The following is a 23739-nucleotide window of genomic DNA, read 5'->3' on the forward strand; positions in this document are numbered from 1 at the left end:
GCCGTCCTCCGTCGCCTTCATCGGCCCGCTACGCGTCGGCGCGCAAGCGGGTTGGCGATATAACGCACCGCGAAATCGGACAGCGGCGAATAAGGCACGAGACACAGACTCGACAGCACGAGCGTGCCGAGTTTCTTCTTCAGGCTCCAGAACGGATTGGCGATGATCGTATGCAGATAGCTGCGCGAATGGTGCAGCATCCAGCTCCAACGCGAGAAGAGCTTCGCGTGATAGAGGTTCGAGCAGAACGTGGCCTTCTCATGCGAGAAGTCGAGAAACGCCGGCGGAAGCTCAATACCGAGGCGATCCATCGCGAGATTGCGCAGAATCGCCCAGCGCATATTGAACGCGCGCGGCGCCTTCGTCAGTTGTTCCGAATTCGCGAAGGACACCGTCTCGCCGCCCGCGTTATGCACGCGATAGCCACCCAACGATTTCGGCACGGTCGCAATCGGCCCGGTCAGCGCCACGCCATAGATTGCATAGAAGTCCGCGCCATAGCGATTCACGCCTTCTTCCGGCACCGGAAAGATCTGCCGCAGCGCACTCACCCGGTAAGCGTTGCCCGACGCGGGCGGTGACGGATACAGCCAGCCGCCCCGCAACAGCTTGCCGCAGTCGTGCGGTGGCTGGCTATGCGGCACCGATGCACCGGTGAGCGCACCATCTCTGTCCATCACGTCGAGGCGGAATTGCACCTTGGACCACGCACCGCCATCGAACAGGCGCATCACTTCGGACACCGCGCTCGGATAGAGCACGTCGTCCGAATCGAGAAAGATCACGTAGTCGGTGTCGAGCAAGCCGATTGCATGGTTGTAGGCGGAAACCTGTCCGCCGTTTTCCTTGAAGACCGCCCGTACGCGACTGCCATAGCTCTCCACGATCGCGCGCGAACCGTCGGTCGAACCGTCGTCGATTACGAGTACTTCCGTCCCCGGATAGTCCTGCGCGAGCGCGGAGTCGATCGCCGCCACGAGATAACGCTCGTAGTTGTAATTGCAGATCACAATGGTGACGTTTTTCATGATGCCTCAACGCTGTCCGTCAGTTTCGATCCACCAGCAACCGGCGGCCGTAGAACACTCGATACACAGCTCGATACACAACCACGCAATTCGCTACGTCGCATGACGCACCACCAGATAAGCCAGATGCTTCGGCGGATCGTTGTCCGCGCCGTTGACCTTGTCGGGCACTCTGAACCGCACTTTCATCAAACCGTTATCCCAACTCGTTGCCAGCGTGTTCGATGCACTCGCGTTGCCCGTCAGCGCATCGATAAAGTCCATCTGTACCGTGCGCGAGCGCAACGACTCCAGACCCGGAATCGCCAACGTCTGCCAACCGGAAGCCGCACTGACCTGCATCACGAGATCGCTGCCGGAGAACAATGCCTTTACAGCAACGCTTGGACCACCCTGCACCGGCTGTGTAAAACTCGCGAGTTCACCGCCCGCGGTCTGCCGAAGCACAACCAGGCTTTGACCCGATGCGTTGTACGTTCTCGCGGGCGGACCGCGATGCGTGAGACGGAACGGTTCATAGCCGTCCCAGTGATAGATCATCGACAGATACTTGTTCGGATCGTCCCATTGGCGGCCAAGTGCCCACACCGCGAAATCGAAGAAATAGCGCGGCAGGTAATGCGGGTCCTTCATGTACTCGTTGCCGATTTCCGTTTGCCAGATGCCACGTGCGGGACCGTTCTTCACGTATTGCTGATAGAGCGACTCCATATCGGACACTGGCAGATAGTGAGTGTCGATGTAGTCGACCCAATCGAGCATGCGCTCCTTCAATGCCGGGCTCCGGTATTCGAGCCAGCGCTGAAAGTTGTCCAGCCCGCCCTGATCGGGCCAGCCGCCATACACCACATAAGCGTGATAGCGGCGAATGATCCGTGCCGCCGGAATATGAATCCGCTCGACGTAATCCTGCATCGCGCGCTCGTACGGCTGCGCGTGCTTTTCGTCCTTGTCGAAACGAGGCCCATGCCAGAACGTGGCCTGCGGCAAGCCACCGGAGAGTTTGCCGGCCGCCTCGTTCCAGATCTGGAAATAGCGCAGGTTATACGGTGGCGCGGAGTATTTGCGCACTACCGCGTCGACGTATTGCGTCCACGCGTCCACGTCCACCGGCGCGGAATTCGAGTCGCCCGGCACGCTCGCGTTCCATGCCGGCGTATAGCCGAGCAGCAGCAGCGAGCCAATACCATTGCGTTCGTTTCGAATCAGTACCGACGGCAAGTCGCTATCGAAGGTAGAGCCTGTCTTATCGATGCGCATGTTCTCGCCGGGCCGGTCAGGTTGTCCCGGCCCCACCGAGCCGCGCCCCCAACTGATGCCCATCGCGCGCCACATCTGCAGGTCGGTGGGCGAAGTCGCCCAGCCGTTGGTGCCGATCAGATCGGTCATCATGCGCGCTTGCGGGCGCGATGGTGGTGCGTCCTGTATCAACGCGCGCGCGGGTGTGATACGCGACAACGGCAGAGCCGCGCCCGCTCCCAACGCAGCGAGTGCACGCAATACACGTCTTCTGCCAGCACGGATTTTCAAGCGATCCATCTTCGGGCCCGTCCATCGCTAGCTCGTCGACGCACGTGGCGTCAGATCGGCCAGCCGTTTTCCGGTCTGTCCATAGAGGATTTCGAGTACCTTCTGCGCCGAGCGTTCCCAGCGAAATTCGCGCGCATGCAGCAGCCCCGCGCTGCGGTAGCGTTGCCGCAAATCCGCGTCGCTCATCATCGTCGAGATCTTCGCGGCAATGTCGTCCGGCGAAGTCGCTTCGCAATACATCGCGGCATCCCCGCACGCTTCCGGTATCGACGTACGCGTCGACGCGATCACCGGGCAGCCGCAGTACATTGCCTCCAGCGGCGGCAGGCCGAAGCCTTCGTAAAGCGACGGAAACACGAGGCAACCGGCGTTCTCATACAGCGACTTCAGCTCCGCGTCGGACACGAAACCCGCCCATACGATCCGCCGCGAATGCATCGGATGGTCGGTGCCCTCGCTGCTGAAAATGCGCGAGTTCTTTCCTCCGACGATCACGAATTTGACTCCGGAAAGATGTTCCAGACGTGTAATGGCATCGAGTACGCCTTGCAGGTTCTTGCGCGGATCGAGACTACCGACGATCACGCAATACGCGTCGCGCTTCAGGTCGAGTCGTTCGAGCACCGCGGGCTCCGCGACAATCCGGTCGAGATGATCCGCGCCGGGCGTCACCACTTTCACGTGCGACTCATCGATGTTCAGATGGTGACAGATACGTGTCTTCGAGAAGGTCGAGACGGTCAGAATGGTCGGATGCGTGCGCGGCAGCAGCGAGAAGCAGACCCGATACCAGACGCGGAATTTTCTCGAGAAGCCGTGCGGCACGTCGTACACGGCCATATCGTGAACCATCACGATCTGCCCGTGTTTAAAGAGCGGATTGGTATTGCACAGATTGAGCAGCGTCATGCCGCGCGCGGCAATGGGCAGCGTGATCTGCTCCCACAGCGTACCGCGCAGCCACGGAAAGCGTCGTTGCGGTTTGAGCAGCGCGCCGGGCGCCTTCGCATTCTGCGGCACGAACAGCTCCGGCTCGTCACCGGGCGCGGCACGCATCTGCATGGCCCGAGTCAGTTCATACGCGACACGTTGAACTCCAGTGACAGGTTGCGAAGTAAACTTTCCGTTGATTGCAAAGGCCATCTGGTTCTCCGTTGTACGCCGTCGCGAGCCGCTCAATTGCCCTTCCTTTCCTGTGCGTTGATTTTTTCGACACGCTCACGCGCCGTGCGTCGCCCGGTGCGGAATGTCGTCCTCGCCGAAATCGCTGGCGTAGTTGGTTTCGTAGTCGTAGTTCCTCGTGCTTCGACGCAACGGAATGCCGTTGAAGACCGCACCGGCGATGCGCCCTTCCGCGCGCTCGACCTTCTTGACCGTGTCGGCAATTTCTTCCTCGCTCTGCATGCCCGAGCGCAATACCAGCAGCGACGCGCCGGCATCGCTCGCGATGATCGACGCATCGGTGACAGCAAGAAACGGCGGCGTATCGATGATCACCAGATCGAATTGGGTCGAGAGCCGATCCAGTACTTCCTTCAGACGCGGCTTCATCAACAGCGCGGCCGGGTTTTCCGGGCGCACGCCGCACGACAGGAACGTCAATCCGTCGATACCGGTCGTACGCAGTGCGCTGCGCAGTGGCAGGCGCTCGCACAGCACTTCCGAAAGACCGCCGCGATTGCTCTCGTTGAAGAGCGATGCCAGATGACCGCGCCGCATGTCGGCGTCGATCAGCACCACTCGCGAGCCGATTTCCGCGTGCAGGATCGCCAGATTCGCGGCCACGAAGCTCTTGCCCGCCGACGGCGTCGGCCCGATGATCATCATGATGTTGTTGCGCGCCCGCGCGAGATCGCGTGTCACCGCAGTTCGCACATTGCGCAGCGCTTCGACCGAGCTATCGTGCGGGAAGCGCGCGGCGAGAATTCTGTTGTGGTCGTCACCCGTATTGAACTGGATGTCCTGCATGCCTTTATGCAACGGCGGCGTGGCGCGCGCGGCCGCTCCCGGCAGCGATTTGCGCCCCGCGCTCGTCGCGTTGCGATCGAGCAATACCTGCTGCTGGCTGAACAGGATTTCGCCGAATACCGGCACGCTCATCTGACGCTCGATGTAACGCGGATCCGTCACGCCGATCATCACGTGGCGACGCATGAAGACCAGCACGACGCCGGACACGATACCCAGTAGCAGCCCGCCGCCCAACACGAGTACCGGCTGGGGCATGACCGGGCGATGCGGTCTGATCGCCTGATCGAGAATGTGCGCGCCGCCCGTCGTGCTGGCGCGTCGTACCTGCAATTGCTGGGCCTTCTGCACCATGCCCAGATAAATCGTTTCCGCCACCTTCTGCGCGCGAATCAGATCCACGCTCTCGCGCTCCGACGCCGGCATGCCGTTGAAATGCGTGTCGAACTTCGCCTTCGCCTGCTTCAACTGTGCCAGCTGTTCGTCGACGTTCTGCACCCAGCGGCTCTGTTCGGTATAGCGCTCGAGCAATTGCGTGCGCTGCAATTGCAGACTCGCGATCTGCTTGTCGAGATCGAGTCCGCCCTGCAGATACGCCTGCGCCTCGTTGGTCGGCTGCATCGATTGCGCGTTGGAGCGGAAGCTCTTCAATGCTTCTTCGGATTTGCGCAGATCCGCGAGCAGGCGCGGCAGCTCACCGTTGATGAACGCGAGCGTCTTCGTATCGTTCAATTGCCGGCTCGCGATCGCCGAGGCGATGTATTGCTGCCCCAATGCATTAGCGACGGCCGCGGCCTTGTCCGGATCCTTGTCCCGGTACTGGATTTGCAGAAGCCCCGAATCCTTCACCTTGTCGCCGATTTTCACGGTGGCCAGAAAACGCTTGACCGCATCCAGCTCGTTCCAGCGAATCACTTCGAACTTCGTGCCCGGCCGCGCCGCAAGCTCCTTGATCAGCATCGACACGCCGTTCTGCTTGACCGGCGTGCCCACCATGCCGCTCACCAGCACTTCGCCGGACGGGTCGAGCAGTTCGTATGCACCGTGCTCGAGCGCGACCAGCGTGAGCTTTTCTTCCTCGAGTTCGCGCGGCACGTCGAGCGCACCGATCTGCACGCGCTCGCCGCCCCATGCAAACGATTTCAACCCGAGCCACGGCGCCGAAGGCTGGCCCGGCGTGGCAAATTTTTCGGCAATGTCGCCGAGGATCGGAATCTGATGCGGCTTCACCGACACGTCGAAACGGAATTGATCGATCACCGGCTGCAATACCGAGCGACTCTCCATCACCGCCATTTCCGTCACGGGCGACGGCGACGGCGGCGGCAGCATGTCCTGGTTCTGCAACGCGAGTCCGAGCGCATTCGGCTCGGGCGGATCCACCCGCACGACGATGTCCGCGGAATAGATCGGCGAGGCGATCAACAGATACGCGACAGCCATCGTGAGAACCACGACCGTCGTCACGACGATCTCCCACACGTGGTCGCGCATCAACGTGAGCATTCCGCGTGCACTGAGTTGCCTGCGCTCGGTATCGACAGCGGGATAGAGCGAATTTTGCGGGTAGTAATCCACCGGTCTGATCCTTGCAGGTTAATGAGCAAAGCAATCGACGATTGCTTTACGTCGCCACATCGCCATTAAAGCCGCCGGCCAGATAGGCCTTGAATTGGCAGGCAGCACGGCGAAGCGACGTGCTGGGTCGGGTTAGGTCGGGGAACCGCGTTCGGGACCTCTCGAACGACGGAAGGCTGCACACCTACTGGCTATCCACCACGGCATTGCCGATTGCTCTACTCGCGAATTCGAAATACGAAAGTCCTATCCCCTGAACTCGCGAGAGGCAATTTTTCTATGGATGTTGCGGTGAAGCATAGGCGGCAAAAGAAGTACGCAATCACGCCCGGCTCAAATTCGGGTGTTATTGGCCGATTATGTGGAGCGATTTACAGATGTGCGCACCGGCAGAAAGCGTTGTTGCGATCTGCAATTGGTGTAACAGATTTATACGGTATGGCACGTACATCGCGCCAGAACCGCGTGGCGCGATTCGATGAAGAGAAATGCCGTTCTGGCAGGCCGTATTCGCTGCATCCGTTGCCAGATGGCGCATTCAGCGCTGCGTGCGCGATTGCCATTGGCGGAATTGCGAAAATTGGGCAGAGAAAAACTTCCCTAGCGTGTTAAGTATTAGAACGCTTTTAAAGAAATGGCAAGGTAAGAATTTCTCCGATCCTGTCGATTACGCCAAAACACCACGCGGCCCGGCCAAGCTCGTCTCTCACATTTCGATGCGCTAATCTCAATGCGTAGATTTTCCCGTCTGGAGAACCTCGCGTGATGAAGCACATTGGTCTATTCGTCTTTCAGGATTGCTCGATGGCAAGCACGGGTGCGATTGGCGACGCCTTCCGCCTTGCCAACGAATTCAAAAGATCTGCCGGAGAAGAGCCACCGTACAGGTTCACCGTGGTGTCCGACGGTGGTGGTCTCGTGACCAGCTCTTCCGGCATTTCGATCTGGACACAAGGGCTCGAACGATACTGCCTGGCCGATTTCCACGCCTTCTTCGTCGCGTGCCGGGACGTCTCCGAAGTGGCGGAATCGAACGATCGCTTTCTGTCGTGGATCTCGCTGCAAGGCTCGATCGCTTCGTTCGGCATGCAGCAAGGGGCGAATCTTGCAGTCATCTGCAATGACCCGCTGCAATCGACCGTGCCGATCTTTCTGTTCGATGACAGCGGCGACGCCGCGCGCACGCAAAGCAACGTCACGCCGACCGATCTCGCGCTCGCGCAGATCGAGCGCGACGTCAATACCGACACAGCCCGCAAGATCGGCCGCATTCTGCAAGCGGGCTACGTCGAGAAGAACCGTTCCGAACTCGACGAGGCGAATATCACCACCACGACCGAAAAGATTCGCGAGTCGGCACGCTGGATCAAGGAGAACTACAGCAAGGCCATTTCGGTGGCGCAGGCAGCCGAGTCGGTGGCGATGAGCAAGCGCAATTTTCAGCGCCGCTTCAAGTGCGAATTCGGCATGACGCCGCTCGAATACCTGTTGCGTACCCGCTTCGAAATCGTGCGCTCGATGCTGAAAAACACCGATCTGCCGGTCGACAAGATTGCGCGCCGCTGCGGGATGGGCGACGGCAACCGGCTCGGCCGTCTGTTCAAGGAACGCTACGGCATGTCGCCGACGCAATTCCGCGCGCAACAGCATGTGGAAGCCGAAGAACGCTGGCTTACGCCGGAGGAAAGCTGGAGTGCCGCGACCGAGATGTTGCGCACCCCGCTGACGCTTTGATTTTCGATTCCTTTGTTACTCCGAGAGCGATTTCGCGACTCGACCGCCAAGGGACAAGAATATGACAATCATTAAGTCCGCCGAATTCGGCGAGGAGGATGCGCAGGCGCGGCCGGAACGCATCGTCTCCGGAGAGCTTCGCGAATTCGCGCCGATCATTGGCGCGGGCGAGCGGCTGGAATCGCACGACCATTCGCATACAGCTTCGGCGCAACCGCCCTCCACCGCGCGAAAAATCAGGGAAGCGGCGAAATCGCTGCTGCCGGACTCACTATTTGTGAGTCTGTTACATCACAAGTGCATTGGTCGTTATCCGAACCTGCTTCACCCGGTAGCGTTCAACGAAAAGATCCTGCAACGCAATCTTCATCCCGATCCGCGCTATATCCGCCTGACCGACAAACTCCAGGTACGGGAATATATTGCCGGGAAGATCGGCGACGAGCATTTAATACCGCTTATAGCGGCGCCCGATGCATTTACGCAGGAAGTGTTCGACGCGCTGCCCGAGGCTTTCGTAATGAAAGCCAATCACGGCAGCAGCTTCGTCGAGATTGTCAGGAACAAATCGGACACGTCTTTTGCGCAACTGAAAGCACTTGCCGAGCGCTGGCTTCACACCGATTTTTACTACGTCGCGCGTGAACGACACTACCGGATGATCGAACCGCGAATCTTTTTCGAGCATCTGCTACTCGATCGCAGCGGCCAGATTCCAGCGGATTTCAAGTTGCACTGCTTCGGCGGCCGGCCCGGTCGGCCGATCATCTATATCCTCGTGATCTCCGATCGCTTCGGCACCGCGACGCACGGCGACGTGTACGACATCGACTGGAATCATCTCGACATCGCGATCGGCGACTACAAACGCAGCGCCGCACCGGCGCCGCGTCCACCGCATCTGCAGGCGGTGCTGGATGTCGCGATGCGCCTGTGCGAAGACTTCGATTACGTGCGCGTCGATCTGTATGCGCCCGACGACAAGGTCTATTTCGGCGAACTGACGTTCACACCTGGGGCGGGCGTGCTGCCCTTCACACCGGACAGCATCGATTACGAGTGGGGAAAATTGCTGGTCTGAGCGCTAAATCTGCACTAAATTCCCTGAATGTTCGCGCAAGCAGACATTCAGGGTGCCGCCATCAGTCGTATTGCTTCGATTCCGCCATCAATTCGGGCGTGCCGATCAACTGGTTCAGCGTGTCGAAATCGAGCATACGATCGCGCCACGGCGCGGTCGTGCCGTGCTCGTGCAGGCTGCCGTAGTAGCCTTGCAGCGTGTGTGCCACCGCGCGTGCGGTGCCGCCCGGAAAGATCACGATACGGTAGCCGAGTTGCGTCAGCGTCTGCGCGCTTTGCACCGGCGTCTTGCCACCTTCGACCATATTCGCGAGCAGTGGCACACGTTCCGCAAAGCGCTTGCACGCCACTTCCATCTGATCGACCGAGCGCAGCGCTTCGATAAACAGCGCGTCCGCGCCCGCCTCGAGATAGCGTTCGGCACGTTCGAGCGCCGCGTCGAGTCCTTCGATAGCGGCCGCATCGGTGCGCGCGAGAATCAGCGTGTCGTCGTTCACGCGTGCATCGAGTGCGGCGCGCAGCTTGCCGCACATCTCGGCGACCGGAATCACCGACTTGCCGTCCAGATGGCCGCAACGCTTCGGGAACGTCTGATCCTCGAGCTGGATCATCGCGGCGCCCGCGCGTTCGAAGCCGCGTACCGTACGCTTGACGTTGAGCGCATTGCCGAAGCCGGTATCCGCATCGACGATTACCGGTAGCGCGACACGATCGGTAATGCGCGCAAGCGTGTCCTCGACTTCCGGGTAAGTGGTGAGTCCGACATCGGAGCGACCGAGTCGCGTATAGGCAATCGACGCGCCCGACAGATACAGCGCGTTAAAGCCGGCCTGTTCCGCAATCAATGCGGTAAATGGATCGTACACACCGGGCGCGAGCACTGCGCCTTTGGCAAGCAAGGTTTTGAGTGGATTGGCTTTCATCTTCATTGAAGTCGTTCCCGTAAATCCCGGCACCAGCCTGAGGCTGGCCCGTCCAGCGAATGCCGCGGTTAGCGAATACTGTCCTGCGCGCGATAGCGCTGCTTCAGTACATTGAGCAGGCCGCCCGCGTCGACCATGTCGAGCAGAAAATCGGGCACTGTCTCGCACACAAGTTCGCTACCGTCCGCGCGGCGAATACGGCCGCCGCGCGGATCGATGGCAATCCGTTCGTTCTCGACCATGTTCTCCGCGTCCGCGCACGTGAGCAGCAACAGCCCGACATTGAATGCATTGCGAAAGTACAATCCGTTGAAAGCCGGTGCGATCACGGCGCGCACGCCGAGTCGCACGAGCGCCGCAGCTGCCTGTTCGCGCGAAGAGCCGATGCCGAAGTTCGGTCCCGCCACGAGCACATCGCCGGGTTGCACGTCCACCGCAAAATCAGGCCGCTGATTCTGCAGACAATGCCGTGCAATTTCGTCGATGCCGAATTTCATATAAGCGCCGGGCGCCAGCGCATCGGTATCGATATCGGCGCCGACGCGCCACACGCGATGAGTTTCAGCGGTGTAGTGGCCGGTCATGCGAGCACCTCGCGAACATCGGTGATGCGGCCGCGCAATGCGGAGGCCGCCACGGTATAGGGCGAGCCCAGATAAACCTGGGCGGACTCGGCGCCCATTCTTCCCTTGAAATTGCGCGCGGTACTCGAGATCACGGTGCTGCCCTCGGGAATCGAACCGCCGTAACCGGCGCACGCGCCGCACGTCGTCGCGAGTACCTGCGCGCCGGCATGCTTCAGCGCGTCCATCACGCCCTCCTGCTCCGCCTGGGTCCGGTCGCGCACGCTCGCGGGCGCCACCACCAGTTGCACACCGTCGGCGACATGCTGGCCGCGCAGCACGCTCGCCGCCGCGCGCAGATCTTCGAGCTTCGCGCCGGTGCACGCGCCGATATAGGCGACCTGCACGGCCACGTCGCCGAACGCGCCGACTTCACGCGTATTCGCGGGACTATGCGGCGCGGCCACTTGCGGTGCGAGCAGCGCCGCGTCGAAATCATGGGTTTCCATCGACGCGCCGGCATCGGTTTGCCAGCGCGCGACGTCGATCTCATCGCGCACGCCAACCGCGCGCAGATAGTCGACGGTAGTCTGATCCGGCGCCACGAGTCCCACCTGCGAGCCAAGCTCGGCGCTCATGTTCGACAGCGTCATGCGCTCCTGCATCGAAAGCGCGGACACCGCTTCGCCCGCGAACTCCACGGCCTGATAGCGGCCGCCGTTCATACCGAAACGGCCAATCATATGCAGCATCATGTCCTTGGCCGTCACGCCTTGCGCGAGGCGATTGCGCCACTGCATCCGCAAGGTTTTCGGCACCTTCACCCAGATCTGTCCCGACACCGAAACACCGAGCATTTCGGTGCTGCCGATACCGAACATATACGCACCGAACGCACCGCCCGTCGGCGAATGCGAATCGCCGCCGACGCAGAACATGCCCGGACGCAAATGCCCATGTTCAGGCACGACGACGTGACAGATACCGATGCTGTCGTACACGTTCGGCAACTGCTGCGCGCTCGCCCAATCGCGTGCGATACGCACGATACGGCGCGATTCGTCGTCGGTTTCGGGCACGTAGTGATCGATCACGAGCACGACCTTGCGTTTGTCCCAGAGCGACGCGCCGAGCTCGTCGAGCATCGGCTGCAAACGGCGCGGGCCGCTCGAATCATGGAACATCGCGAGATCGACGTTGCAGGTGACGATCTCGCCCACCTCGACTTGCGGCCGTCCGCAAGCCGCCGCAATCAGCTTTTGCGCCAGCGTTTGTGCTGCTGCCATCCATTCCCTCTTTAAAGAAACGCGGCGTCGTATCTAACGTGTCCGCTATCCGTCGCCTGTTTCGCTGCGTCGCGACGGATAGCGGACCGACTCCGCTCACATCGATTGCGGCTCAAGCCTGCGCATTCACCAATAGAGCAGACTTGCGCGCGATGTGCGGTTGAAGCATCGCGAAGCTCACCGCGCTGATCACCATCGCGACGATCATGAACAGAAAGCCGCCGTTAAACGATCCGCTCGCCTTCACGATATAACCGACCACCAACGGCGACGCCATGCCGCCGATCTGACCACCCGTGTTGATCAGCCCCGCGAAACCGCCGCGCGCCTGCTCGGGAGAGAAGTGCGAAACGAGACTCGCATACGGCGACAACATGCCGTACAACAGGAACGCCGCTGCCGACAAACCGACGAGGCAGGTCATCACGTCATTGCAGGTGAAGGTCAGATAAAGCGCGCACGCGGAAGCCAGACCGCCGAACGCGACCAGCAGCGGACGCCGGCGATGCAAGACGCCGCTGCCCAACGTGCCGAACACCATCAAACCGAGGAAGCCGAACAGATACGGCACCGATGCCGCGTAACCCATCGTCTTCAGATCGATATGACGCTGCAGCGCGAGATAGGTCGGCATCCAGCCGACGAAACCCCAGTAGCCGATATTGAACGTCAGATATGCGACGAACAGCAGCCAGGTCGTTTTCTGTTGCAGAATCTCGCCCCACTGTTTGCGGCGTTCGGCGCGCTCGACACGCTCCGTTTTAACAGCGGCTTTTCTCCCCGGAATCATCAACAGGATCATCAGCGACACGATGACACCCGGAATCGAGAAGAAATAGAACACGTGACGCCACGTGCTATAGGTCAGGAACATCACGACGACCGGCGCGACGAACGCGGGACCGAGTGCGAGCGCGCTCAGCCATACGCTATGCGCGCGCGCCGCCTCCTTCGTGCTGAAGTTGTCCGATACCACCTTGTACACCGCGGCATTGCTCGAACCTTCGGCGAGACCGAAACAGAAGCGCACCAGAATCAGTACCGCGACCGAAGACGCGAGACCGGTCAGGCCGGTAAAGATCGAAAACAGCAGCGGCGCGCCGACCAGCATCGTCTTCGCGCCGAAGCGATCCGACAGCATGCCGCCCGGCAATTGCATCAGTGCGTAGCCAACCGCGAATGCACCGAAAATCAGGCCGATCTGACTGGCGTCGAGTTGAAGCGTTTTCATCATCGACGGCGCGGTGACCGAAATGCTCACGCGGTCGAGATAGTTGACGAACTGCAGTAACCAGGTCAATCCCAGCAATCTGTATCTGAGGCTCATTGTCTTCTCCATGTTGAACCCGATCTATTTGCGCGTGTCGTACATCGACTGATCGGGCCAATCTTTTTTATGTCTTGACGCGTTGATTTGCGAGAGGTGAATAACGTTCGGGTGTCTCCTGTGTGTTCTATTCTGTGTGTTCTATTCAGATTGCGGTCGCGTAGATCCACGGTCTGGCGAGCCGGTCTTTCGCCTGGAATGCGCGGATTGCGTCTTCCATCGCGACGGCCTGATCGACATCATCGAGACCGAGCAGCAGCGCCTGGCGTTGCTCTTCAGGCAGGCTGAAGCTGAACGGCACGTGATTGTCGACACCAATCGCACAGTTCTCGAGATCGACGTTCACGATCGCGCCGGCCGCGGCGAGCGCACTCAGCGCGGCAAGCGACTCGGCCGGCAGGATCACCGGCAGCACGCCGTTCTGCAGACAGTTGTTGTAGAAAATGTCGCCGAAGCTCTGTGCAATCACGCAGCGAATGCCGAAATCCTCGAGTGCCCAGACCGCCATTTCGCGCGAACTGCCGCAGCCGAAATTGACACCGGAGATCAGAATCCGCACGTCACGAAACGGCGCCTGGTTGAGAACGAAATCGGGGTTCTCGCTGCCGTCCGCGCGATAGCGCAGCGACTCGAACGCCCACTCGGCGAATTGACCGCGCTTCAATTGCGACATCCGTTCGATACGGATGATCAGATCGGTATCGACGTTGTTACGCGCCAGCACGGCGGCATGGCTACGACATTCGGTGAACTTTTTCATGCCGCCTCCGCGCGGGTGGATGCGAAGCCCGCCTGTCCGTCAATGCCGCCACCAATGCGTCCGCTGATCGCGCTTGCGGCGGCCGTCACCGGACTCGCGAGATGCGTCATCGCGCCCGGCCCCTGACGGCCAACGAAATTTCGGTTCGAGGTCGACACGCAGCGCTCGCCGTCACCAACCAGATCGCCATTCGCGCCGACGCACATCGAGCAGCCGGGTTCGCGCCATTCGAAACCGGCCTCGACGAAAACACGATCCAGCCCTTCTTCACGCGCCTGCTTCGCGACCCTCAACGAACCCGGCACGACCCACGCCTTGACGCCGCTCGCGACCTGCCTGCCGCGCACCACGGACGCGGCCGCGCGCAGATCCGAGATCCGGCTATTCGTGCACGAGCCGATAAAAACGCGGTCGATGGCCGTTCCGGCCAGCGATTGACCCGGCGTGAGCCGCATATAGTCGAGCGCCGCGCGCATTCCGGCGCGGCGGCCCGCATCGTTTTCCAACGCGGGATCGGGTACCACGCCACCGAGTTCGATCACCTGGCCGGGGTTGATGCCCCACGTGATTTGCGGACCAATACCGCTAACGTCCACTTGCAATTCCGCATCGAATTGCGCGTCGTCGTCCGATGCGAGCGTGCGCCAATGCGCGACCGCCTGATCGAATGCGTCGCCTTGCGGCGCGAACTCGCAGTGCGACAGATAACGGAACGTGGTGTCGTCGGGGGCGATCATGCCGAACCGCGAACCCATTTCGATCGACAGATTGCACAGCGTCATGCGCTCTTCCATCGACATCGCGCGGACCGCCTCGCCAGCGAATTCGACCGCATAGCCGCTCGCGGCCGTTACGCCCAACTGGCCGAGCGCGTACAGAATCAGATCTTTCGCGCTGGCCGCCGCCGACGGTTGGCCGCGCAACGTAATGCGCATCACGGGCGGCCTGCGTTGACGTAACACCTGAGCCGCGAGCACCTGGGTCTGTTCAGTGAGGCCGATGCCCCACGCCAGCGCGCCGAACGCGCCGTGCGTGCAGGTATGACTGTCACCGCACACGATGGTCGTGCCGGGCAGGCTGAGACCGAGTTCGGGGCCGACCACATGCACGATGCCTTGCCGCTCGTCCGCGACATCGAAGCAGCGAATCTTCAGCGACGCGGTCTGCTCGCGAAATGTGTCGACCATCTCGGTGGCCCACGGCTCGTCGCCGCCGGTGCGCCCCGGCGCGGTGGAAATCACGTGATCGGGCGTCGCGAACGTAAGCTCGGCATTGCGCACAGAGAGACCGCGCCTGTCGACGACCTTGATCGCCTCGACCGCGGTCAGCTCATGCAGGAAATGCCGGTCGATATGCAGCAACGCCGCGTCGCCGGACAGATGCTTGACGACATGCGCATCCCAGATCTTGTCGAACATCGTGCCACAACTCATTCGCACTCCTTATACAGTCGATTATCCGTGTGCCGCATCCGTTTCAAAACCGGTGCCGACCGGCCCGAGGCCGGCATGCGCCGTCAGGCGGCGGACATCTGCAAAGTCGGTTGGGCCATCGTGGGCAGCGACAGAATCAGATTCGCCGAATGCCACAGATGACGTTTCATCGCGTCATAGGCAGCATCAGCGTTGCCCGCGAGAATGGCCGCCGCGATATCTTCATGTTCCGCGAGCGAATTGCGGATCATCTGGTCGCTGCCGATGTTCTGGCGCAACTGGATCATGAAAACCGGCAACTGATATTTGTCGATCAGTTCGCCGAGCAGCGGATTACCCGAAATTCTTACGATCTCCTGATGAAACGCGCGATTGTCGGTAATGAACTGCTCGAATACCGGACGCTCTTCGTGTCGGCGTCCGGTTTGCAGAACTTCAGTCAGACGCTGACGATGGTCGGCCGCGTCGATGTTCTGCGCGGCGAGTCGCGCAGCCTGGCCTTCGAGTGCCTCGCGAATCTGGAACACGTGCCGCACTTCCGCGTGCGACAGCTTGCGCACCACGGCGCCGCGATTCGGCACGACGTCGATCAGGCCGTCCGCTTCCAGCCGACGAAAGGCTTCGCGCAGCGAACCGCGGCTAATGCCGAGTTCTTCGACCACGTCGCGCGAAATCAGGCGCTGACCGGGCGCGAAGCGTCCTTCGAGAATACGGGTCTTGAGTTCTTCGGCAACACGCTCGACGGTCTCGCCTGAGCGGCCGCCCTCATCGCTGGGAAGAAAAGCGCGGGTATCGATTTGGGTTCTCCGGAAAAGACACAGCGCCGCGTATTGTCGACTAAAAGCACCGCTCAAGGGCCGCCGCGCGAAAAACAGCGGAGACCGTTGACTTGCTGGCCATCCTACAATACATTCCGGCAAAAGTGTATGACACTTTTGTCCGGCAAATCCCTGGGTAAATCCGCTCGCACTCTTCACAAGGCTCGCACATGACTGCCGCATCCGCGCTTCGCAAACGTCTCTCCGACAAGAACATCGTGGTCGTTCCCGGCGGCGGCTCGCCGCTCGAAATGAAGCTGATTGCGCAGGCCGGCTTCGAGGCCGGATATCTGAGCGGATACGCGACGTCGGCGACGCGCTATGGCTTGCCGGATATCGGCCTGATGGCGTTGGGCGAGATCGAGAACGCGCTCGCTGCTTGCCGTCGGGTGACGGAGCTGCCGTTGATCGTCGATTGCGATACCGGTTATGGCGATGTCATCAATGTCCGTCACACCGTGCGCGTGATGCGCGACCTCGGCGCGGCGGCGGTGCAGATCGAAGACCAGGTGTGGCCGAAGCGCTGCGGGCATATGGACAACAAGATCGTCGAGCCGCGCGAGGTCGCGCTGAAGAAACTCAAGGCGGCGGTCAAGGCAGCAGACGGCAGCGATCTGCTGGTCATCGCGCGCACCGATGCACGCGGTCCGCACGGTCTCGACGAAGCGCTCGAACGCTGCCGGATGTTCCATGATGCCGGCGCGGACGTGCTGTTCGTCGACGGCCCGCATTCGGTGCAGGAACTCGAACGGATTGGCCGCGGATTGCCCGGCCCGCTGCTGGCGAATATGTCGGAAACGGGGAAAACGCCGCTGCTGTCGGCCAGCGAATTGCAGCAATTGGGCTTTGCGATTGCGCTATTCCCGAGCAGCACGGTGCGGCTCGCGGTCAAGACGATTCAGAATTTCCTCACCCATCTGAAGCAGACCGGCGATTCGTCGGAATGGGTGCCGCGCATGGCGTCGCTGGCGGAAACGAATGCGGCGCTCGATATCGACGTACATCGCGATTTCGAGGCCGACATTCTGAAAGAACTGGCGCAGGAAATGGAAAAGCAGGCCTGAGCGGCATCGCGCCGCCGGCCGTTGGCATTCAGGCCGGCGTCATGCCGTTGTCCAGCTTCGCGCGCTCGGCCTCGCTCGACACCAGAAACGCCAGCAAGGCCTGCGCCGCTTCACGCTGGCGCGCCACCGTGCAAATCGCGGCAGTGAAGGTGGTGGTGGCTTGCGCGTCGGGCGGTAATTCGCCCAGCACGTCGATATCCGTCACGTGAATCAGCTCGCTCAATTGCTGAAAGCCGAGCGCGACCTCTCCGCGTGCGACGAGCGCGCCGACCGGCACGCCCGGCGGTGCCTTCACGAGACGCGACGCCAGCCGTTCGGCAATCCCCCACCGCTCGAATAGCTTGAGCAGGTGCGTGCCGCTCGGCCCCGTCGAATAACCGACGCTGCGTGCATTGAGCACCGCGTCGCGCAGCGCCGCCTCGGTACCGATGTCCGGATGCGCGTCGCCCGCCTTCACCGCGACCGCGATGCCTGAACGCGCGAGCCCGACGCGGCTCGCCGGATCGACACGGCCCGCCACCACGAGCCGCTCGATCGCATCCGCGGCCAGCACGACGATATCGAATACTTCGTCATCCTCAACGCGGCGCGCCGCATCGACACCGCCAACCGATTCGATCGAGACCGCCTGACCGGTACGCTGCTCGTACGACGCGGCGAGTTCGGCCAGCACCCGGCGCGTGGCCATCGACGAAATGCCGGTCAGCGGCGCGCCGTTGGCCCGAGCGTGGATCACTGCGCCCACGCCGCTCAGTCCTTGTAACGCAGGCCGGCCTGCTCGAGCGTCCCGCGCATGTCGTACATGTCGAGACCCAGCACGCCCGAGGCGAGCTTCGCGCGCTTCGCGGCTTCGTTCGCTTCGCGCGCGGCGGCCTTTTCGAGCACCGCTTGCGCCGCCGCGGCCGGCACCACGACCACGCCGTCGTCGTCGGCAACAACCACGTCGCCCGGCGTGACGAGTGCGCCCGCGCACACGACCGGAATGTTCACCGAGCCGAGCGTCGCCTTGACCGTGCCCTTCGCCGAAATCGCCTTGCTCCACACCGGGAAATTCATTTCGGTCAGCACGCTGACGTCGCGCACGCCGGCGTCGATGATCAGCGCATGCGCGCCGCGCGCCTTGAAGCTCGTCGCGAGCAGATCGCCGAAATAACCGTCGGTGCAATCCGCGGTCACGCCCGCGACCACCACGTCGCCCGGCCGGATCTGTTCGGCCGCGACGTGCAGCATCCAGTTGTCGCCCGGCTGCAGCAGCACGGTGACGGCCGTGCCGCTTGCGCGCGCGCCGGTGTAGATCGGGCGCATATACGGCTTCAGCAGGCCCACACGACCCATTGCCTCGTGCACGGTAGCCGAGCCGAGCGCGCCGAGTTTGGCGGCCACGTCGGCATCCGCGCGCTGGATGTTGCGATAGACGACTCCAAGTTCATACATGATCACAGCCCCTTCGTTTTGAGCAGCGTATCGAGACGCGGATAGACGCGCCGCGCGTTGCCTTCGTAAATCTTCCGACGCTCGTCCGCATCGACGTGCGCCGCTTCGACATAACGCTTCGTGTCGTCGAAATAGTGGCCCGTTTCCGGATCGATGCCACGCACCGCGCCGATCATTTCGCTCGCGAACAGAATGTTGTCGACCGGAATCACCTTCGTCAGCAGATCGATGCCCGGCTGGTGATACACGCAGGTGTCGAAGAACACGTTGTTCAGCAGATGGTCCTTCAGCAGCGGCTTTTTCAGCTCCTGCGCGAGGCCGCGGAAACGGCCCCAGTGATAGGGCACCGCGCCGCCGCCGTGCGGAATCACGAAGCGCAGCGTCGGGAAATCGCGGAACAGATCCGAGGTCAGGCATTGCATGAAGGCGGTCGTATCCGCGTTCAGGTAATGCGAGCCAGTGGTGTGGAAGCACGCGTTGCAACTCGTGCTCACGTGAATCATCGCCGGAATGTCGTACTCGACCATCTTCTCGTAGATCGGGTACCACGAGCGGTCGGACAGCGGCGGGCTGGTCCAGTGACCGCCCGACGGATCGGGATTCAGATTGATCGCGACATTGCCGTACTGCTCGACGCATTTGACGAGTTCGGGAATACAGGTCGCCGGATCGACACCCGGGCTTTGCGGCAGCATCGCGGCCGGCACGAAGTTATCCGGAAACAGCTGGCTCACGCGGTAGCACAGCTCATTGCAGATCACGGCCCACGTGCTCGAGATTTCGAAGTCGCCGATGTGGTGCGCCATGAAGCTCGCGCGCGGACTGAAGATCGTCAGATCGAGACCGCGCTCGCGCATCAGCTTCAACTGGTTGCTTTCGATCGACTCGCGCAGCTCGTCGTCGCTGATCTGCAATTCCGACACCTTCGGCATCCCGGACGGATTCTTGATGCCTGCGATCTGGCGGTTACGCCACGTCTCCAACGCTTTCGGCGCGGTCGTGTAGTGGCCGTGAATGTCGATGATCACCGTGATTCCTCAGTAAATGGTTTGCCCCGGCGGCGCGTGTTGTCGCGCGCCGCGTTCGTTCCGTTCGTTCCGTTCGTTCCGTTCGTTCCGTTCGTTCCGTTCGTTCGTTCGTTAGTGCGCGGTATTCGGCTGCGCCGCCGAACCCGCGCCGCCCACGCGCTGACTGACCAGAATGGCGACAGCAGCCAGTGTAGCGGGGATCGCGAGCATCGCCAGGATCGCGCCGAACTGCCAGCCGAGGCCGAGCAGCGCGCCGCCGATCGCCGAGCCGAAGATGCTACCGAAGCGGCCCATGCCGAGCATCCAGCTCACGCCGGTCGCACGCGCGACGGTCGGATAGCGGCCCGGCGCATACGCGTTCAGACCGGTTTGCGCGCCGCTCATGCAGAAGCCCGCGGCAAACACGAGCACGGCGAGCGACGAAGACAGCGCGCCGATGTAGCCGAGTCCGAGCACGCACAGCGCGCCGCCGATATACGCCGCGCTGATCACCGGCGCCGGACGTGCCCGGTCCATGATCCAGCCGACGAGGATCGCGCCGATCGTGCCGCCGATCTGGAACATCGCCGTCACGTTCGCCGCGCTCGTGACCGTCAGACCCGCGTCCTTCATCAGCGTCGGCAGCCAGCCGGTCAGTAGATAGATCACCAGCAGGCCCATGAAATACGTGACCCACAGCGCGATCGTCATCGAGCTATAGCCTTGCGAGAACAGCACGCCGATCGGCTTGCGCGTCGGCAGCGGCGGTTCGTTCGACACGAACACTTCATCGCCGTTGAAGCGCACACCGCAAACGCGACCGAGCACCGCGCCGATGCGCTGCGACGGCGCGCCACGCACGGCGAGCAGACGGGCCGACTCGGGCAGCAGCCAGATCTGGAACGGAATCAGCACGAGCGGCAACGCACCGCCGAAGATCAGCACCGCGCGCCAACCGTGCACCGGAATCAGCCAGCCGGCCGCGAAACCGATCAGCGCCGAGCCGAGATTGAAGCCGGTGAACATCACCGTGATCAGCAATGCGCGCTTGCGTTGCGGCGCGTACTCGGAGAGCAGCGTCGTCGAGTTGGGCATCGCGGCGCCGAGGCCGATGCCGGTCAGCAGACGCAGCACCGCCATCTGAACCGGCGACTGCGTGAAGGCCGTGGCAATCGTGAACACGCCGAACAGAAACACCGACGTAATCAGCACCCACTTGCGGCCGATGCGATCCGATGCCGGACCCGCGAACAACGCGCCGATCACGAGACCGATCGGCGCCGCGCTCATCACGAGCCCGAATTCCGGACGCGAAATGCCCCAGTCGTGAATGATCGACGGCGCGACGAAACCCATGATCGCGACGTCCATGCCGTCGGCGGTCACGATCAGAAAGCACAGTGCGACCAACAACCATTGGTACGCCGAAATAGCGCGTTCGTCGATGAACGCCTTGATGTCAATCCTTTTACCGCTCGTGGTACTAGTCATCTGAAATCTCCTGCCTCCTTCATTGGTCTTATCGCGCGTTCGAAGCGTCTGGCTTCGCACTCGTTACCGATGCCGTACTCGCCATCTCGCTGGCTCCTCAGTTGCTATGCACAAGTAACTGGCGTGAAGGTACGTTTCGCGATTCCGCTGCCAAAGCGCGGGTTAACCATAAGGATGAGGCGAGTATCCGCATTTTTGCGATTACGCATAGCACTGGCGCAGCCGCTTCGATTCGTTCGAAAGCCCACCGGATAAGCGTTCGAGACTAGCCGTGGGGGGCCGCGAGCGACCTTGCGGTGGCCCGGCTAGCGCCCACCTCGATAAACAGAACAGATGATGCGGGAACGAAGTCGCATAGAACATCACGCGCGCCGCCGCTTTCGCCGCGTCGCCGTATCCACGTCGCAGGACGGCGTTTATTCAGGGCGGCTTTTATTGCGCTTGCGTATTGCACAAGACACCGGCACAAGACATCCGCACGACACCCAAAGAAAAAGCGGAATGACCGGGAAACAGTCATTCCGCTTGCAGGAACGAGCCGGCCCGAGCGGGCCAGTTGGCTGTCGATTGCAACCGATAATCGGCTTACGGTGCGGCCACGCCTCGCGTCGTCGGCGTGTAGGTCGAGTAGAAGCTCGAACCGGCCCACGGATGCGTAGCGGCCGTGTAAAGCGCTGCGCCTTCCGTGTAGTTCGCGCCGTCGTGCCAGTCGCCCGAGCCGGTGTACTTCGCGACCGCCGGGTACGGATAGATCGGGCGCGAAGCCGTCACGTTGTTCGACGAATCGGTCTGATACGTCATCACGGAAGTCGGCACCTTCGCGTCTTCGACCCAGTCGGTGATCTTCGATACGAGGTCGATGTTCGGGAAGCCCTCGCCGCCGCCGCAATGCGCGACGCCCGGCACGACATACAGACGCGCGAACTGGTCGACCGTCGATGCGCCCATCGTGCCCTGCATCGCTTCGTAGTACTGGATGGTGAAGAGCGGGGAGATGTGCTGATCCGCCCAGCCGTGCCACAGGATCAGCTTGCCGCCCGCCGCGTTGAATGCGGACAGATCAGGGCTCGTCGCATCGATGAACGGATGGTTCGCCTTCAGGTAGGTCGGGTAGAAGCTGGCGTCCGTGTAGCCGAAGGTGTCGATGGTCGGCATCGTCGGCGAACCCGTGAAGATCAGGTTGTACGCGCCGGTCACGATCGAATAGCTGAACAGCTTCGTCACGGGCACCGGTGCATCCGTCGAGTTCGTGGTCGGCACTTCGACGCCGATCCAGTTCGCTTCCGAACCGTATTGCGGCGAACCCGCCAGCATGTACTCGCCGCTCGTCGCATCGGTCGGGCCGTTGTAGATGGCCTTCGCGGTCGTGACTTCGGCTGCGGTCAGGCAATTGCTCGTGCTCGTCGCACCGCTCGCGCACTGGATCGTGGCCGGATCAAAATGGCAGGTACGCGGATCGGCGATCAGACCGTCGGCCGCGCCGCTGCCGCCGCCGCATGCGGCGATCACGGCCTTGTGCAGCACCTCGGCCTTGTCGGCGTACAGAGTCGCATTGCCGGCGCTCGTGCCCGTCGTGCTTTGCGACTTCACGCTCCAGCCGTGATACAGCGAGTTCTGGATCTGGAAGTGCGCAGCCGGCGCGCCCGCGATGATGCCGTTGTAGTCGGTCGGGTAACGTTGCGCGGCCATCAGCGCTTCACGGCCGCCGTCCGAGCAGCCGATGAAGTACGAGTACTTCTGCGTCTGTCCGTAGTAAGCCTTGATCAGCTTCTTCGCCGCGAGCGTCGTGATGTGCTGGCCGCGATACGCGAAATCGGCCTGCTTCTGCGTATCCGACGCCCACGTCTGATCCGAGCCCGTATGGCCCATGTCGGTCGCCGCCGTCACGAAGCCGCCTTCCTGCACGAGCGGGCATTCATACGTGAAGCTGAACGAGCTCTGCTGGGTCGGGTCACTCAGGTTGCCGCACAGACCGCCGCAGCCGAGTTCCGCGAAACGTTGCGTCCACGTGCTGACCGGCAGCGCGACTTCGAATGTATTCGACGGCGCGAGCGTGCCCTTCACCGTACAGAACGCGACCGTCTTGCCATTGATCGTGGCATTGGTCACCGCAGCCGACGTGATCGAGCTGCCCGCGCCGCCAATGTCGGTGATGTCGATCGAAGCGAGCTTCGAACAGTCGACGCTCGGCTGCACGACCGACAGCGTCGCGTAGTTGAGGCCGCCGCTGCTACCGCTGCCGCCGCCGCTGCAGGCAGCCACGACCACGGCCGTTGCGCACACGCCGACCAGCGTCAGCAGCGACACGGCCCGCGCTTTCATGCGCGAGAGAAGATTGCGAGCGTGCAGTGTTTTCATACTTGTTCTCCTGCAGGGTTGGTTCTGTCGAGTATCGGAACCGTGCGTGTGCACACGGCGCGCATCACCCAGCCGCGCTGGATGACGCCTGTCTTTTTCACCTTCATGGATTCACATCTCCTCTGTGGGTACTTCGGCTCTCTGAAACGTCCTGATTCTTTTGACCGCGGCCGTGCTGCTCGCAGCGACGACATGGCCCCGGCGGGTTTTGACGCGACGTTAGCCAGACAGGGAAAGACGGGAAATCGCGGGTTAACCACAACGATCAACAGGATGAACATCGGTCCGCTGGGCTCGCGCGCATTCCGCAAACGCCGGCGACGGCCCTCGCCGGCCTATGACTCAAGGACTTACGCG

At 61.8% G+C, this 23739-nt stretch carries 19 protein-coding genes; 3 read left to right on the forward strand and 16 right to left on the reverse strand.

Annotation, left to right across the window (positions count from 1 at the left end; translation table 11 throughout):
- Positions 1 to 17: 17 nt before the first annotated feature.
- The 4 genes from HHL14_RS05930 to HHL14_RS05945 all read right to left on the reverse strand — a co-directional run bounded on the left by HHL14_RS05930 (position 18) and on the right by HHL14_RS05945 (position 6104).
- On the reverse strand, positions 18 to 1028 hold the full coding sequence (locus tag HHL14_RS05930) for a glycosyltransferase family 2 protein (RefSeq protein WP_169496633.1): 1011 nt from the start codon (positions 1026 to 1028) through the stop codon (positions 18 to 20).
- Between the two features lie 93 nt (positions 1029 to 1121).
- Positions 1122 to 2567, reverse strand: a complete 1446-nt coding sequence (locus HHL14_RS05935; RefSeq protein WP_169496634.1) for a hypothetical protein — start codon at positions 2565 to 2567, stop codon at positions 1122 to 1124.
- Positions 2568 to 2585: 18 nt separating this feature from the next.
- Positions 2586 to 3701, reverse strand: coding sequence for a glycosyltransferase family 4 protein (locus HHL14_RS05940; protein WP_169496635.1), 1116 nt, complete (start codon positions 3699 to 3701; stop codon positions 2586 to 2588).
- Positions 3702 to 3776: 75 nt separating this feature from the next.
- Positions 3777 to 6104: a polysaccharide biosynthesis tyrosine autokinase gene (locus tag HHL14_RS05945; protein ID WP_329601618.1), complete on the reverse strand. Its 2328-nt coding sequence runs from the start codon at positions 6102 to 6104 to the stop codon at positions 3777 to 3779.
- Positions 6105 to 7022: 918 nt separating this feature from the next.
- On the opposite strand from HHL14_RS05945, the gene HHL14_RS05950 reads away from it, so the two are divergent.
- Positions 7023 to 7838, forward strand: coding sequence for a helix-turn-helix domain-containing protein (locus HHL14_RS05950; RefSeq protein WP_329601619.1), 816 nt, complete (start codon positions 7023 to 7025; stop codon positions 7836 to 7838).
- Between the two features lie 61 nt (positions 7839 to 7899).
- The gene (locus HHL14_RS05955) at positions 7900 to 8919 is read left to right on the forward strand and encodes an ATP-grasp fold amidoligase family protein (RefSeq protein WP_169496636.1); all 1020 of its coding nucleotides are present in this window, start codon (positions 7900 to 7902) and stop codon (positions 8917 to 8919) included.
- Between the two features lie 61 nt (positions 8920 to 8980).
- On the opposite strand, the gene HHL14_RS05960 is transcribed toward HHL14_RS05955, so the two are convergent.
- The 7 genes from HHL14_RS05960 to HHL14_RS05990 form a co-directional block, all read right to left on the reverse strand.
- Complete coding sequence (locus HHL14_RS05960; protein ID WP_407945262.1) at positions 8981 to 9847, reverse strand: isocitrate lyase/PEP mutase family protein; 867 nt, start codon at positions 9845 to 9847, stop codon at positions 8981 to 8983.
- Between the two features lie 62 nt (positions 9848 to 9909).
- A complete protein-coding gene (locus tag HHL14_RS05965) occupies positions 9910 to 10425 on the reverse strand; it encodes a LeuD/DmdB family oxidoreductase small subunit (protein WP_169496637.1) in 516 nt (171 codons plus the stop codon).
- Positions 10422 to 11690, reverse strand: a complete 1269-nt coding sequence (locus tag HHL14_RS05970; RefSeq protein WP_169496638.1) for a 3-isopropylmalate dehydratase large subunit — start codon at positions 11688 to 11690, stop codon at positions 10422 to 10424. Before HHL14_RS05970 ends, HHL14_RS05965 begins: the two co-directional genes overlap by 4 nt.
- Before the next feature lie 112 nt (positions 11691 to 11802).
- Positions 11803 to 13017 (reverse strand): MFS transporter, encoded by a 1215-nt coding sequence (locus HHL14_RS05975; protein WP_169496639.1) that lies wholly within the window; start codon positions 13015 to 13017, stop codon positions 11803 to 11805.
- Between the two features lie 145 nt (positions 13018 to 13162).
- Positions 13163 to 13777, reverse strand: coding sequence for a 3-isopropylmalate dehydratase small subunit (gene leuD, locus HHL14_RS05980; RefSeq protein ID WP_169496640.1), 615 nt, complete (start codon positions 13775 to 13777; stop codon positions 13163 to 13165).
- Positions 13774 to 15210: a 3-isopropylmalate dehydratase large subunit gene (leuC, locus tag HHL14_RS05985; RefSeq protein WP_169496641.1), complete on the reverse strand. Its 1437-nt coding sequence runs from the start codon at positions 15208 to 15210 to the stop codon at positions 13774 to 13776. Before leuC ends, leuD begins: the two co-directional genes overlap by 4 nt.
- 83 nt (positions 15211 to 15293) lie before the next feature.
- Positions 15294 to 16064: a GntR family transcriptional regulator gene (locus tag HHL14_RS05990; RefSeq protein ID WP_169496642.1), complete on the reverse strand. Its 771-nt coding sequence runs from the start codon at positions 16062 to 16064 to the stop codon at positions 15294 to 15296.
- 134 nt (positions 16065 to 16198) lie between these two features.
- On the opposite strand from HHL14_RS05990, the gene HHL14_RS05995 reads away from it, so the two are divergent.
- Positions 16199 to 17092, forward strand: a complete 894-nt coding sequence (locus HHL14_RS05995) for an isocitrate lyase/PEP mutase family protein (protein WP_169496643.1) — start codon at positions 16199 to 16201, stop codon at positions 17090 to 17092.
- 28 nt (positions 17093 to 17120) lie between these two features.
- On the opposite strand, the gene HHL14_RS06000 is transcribed toward HHL14_RS05995, so the two are convergent.
- The 5 genes from HHL14_RS06000 to HHL14_RS06020 form a co-directional block, all read right to left on the reverse strand.
- Positions 17121 to 17828: a substrate-binding domain-containing protein gene (locus HHL14_RS06000; RefSeq protein ID WP_407945264.1), complete on the reverse strand. Its 708-nt coding sequence runs from the start codon at positions 17826 to 17828 to the stop codon at positions 17121 to 17123.
- 14 nt (positions 17829 to 17842) lie between these two features.
- Positions 17843 to 18526 (reverse strand): 4-carboxy-4-hydroxy-2-oxoadipate aldolase/oxaloacetate decarboxylase, encoded by a 684-nt coding sequence (gene ligK, locus HHL14_RS06005; RefSeq protein WP_169496645.1) that lies wholly within the window; start codon positions 18524 to 18526, stop codon positions 17843 to 17845.
- 2 nt (positions 18527 to 18528) lie between these two features.
- Complete coding sequence (locus HHL14_RS06010) at positions 18529 to 19554, reverse strand: amidohydrolase family protein (protein WP_169496646.1); 1026 nt, start codon at positions 19552 to 19554, stop codon at positions 18529 to 18531.
- Between the two features lie 111 nt (positions 19555 to 19665).
- On the reverse strand, positions 19666 to 21024 hold the full coding sequence (locus tag HHL14_RS06015; RefSeq protein WP_169496647.1) for an MFS transporter: 1359 nt from the start codon (positions 21022 to 21024) through the stop codon (positions 19666 to 19668).
- A gap of 585 nt (positions 21025 to 21609) precedes the next feature.
- Positions 21610 to 23382: a tannase/feruloyl esterase family alpha/beta hydrolase gene (locus tag HHL14_RS06020; RefSeq protein ID WP_169496648.1), complete on the reverse strand. Its 1773-nt coding sequence runs from the start codon at positions 23380 to 23382 to the stop codon at positions 21610 to 21612.
- Between the last annotated feature and the right edge of the window lie 357 nt (positions 23383 to 23739).

The sequence above is a fragment of the Paraburkholderia antibiotica genome, from assembly GCF_012927125.1.
In the GTDB taxonomy this organism is placed as follows: Bacteria; Pseudomonadota; Gammaproteobacteria; order Burkholderiales; family Burkholderiaceae; genus Paraburkholderia; species Paraburkholderia antibiotica.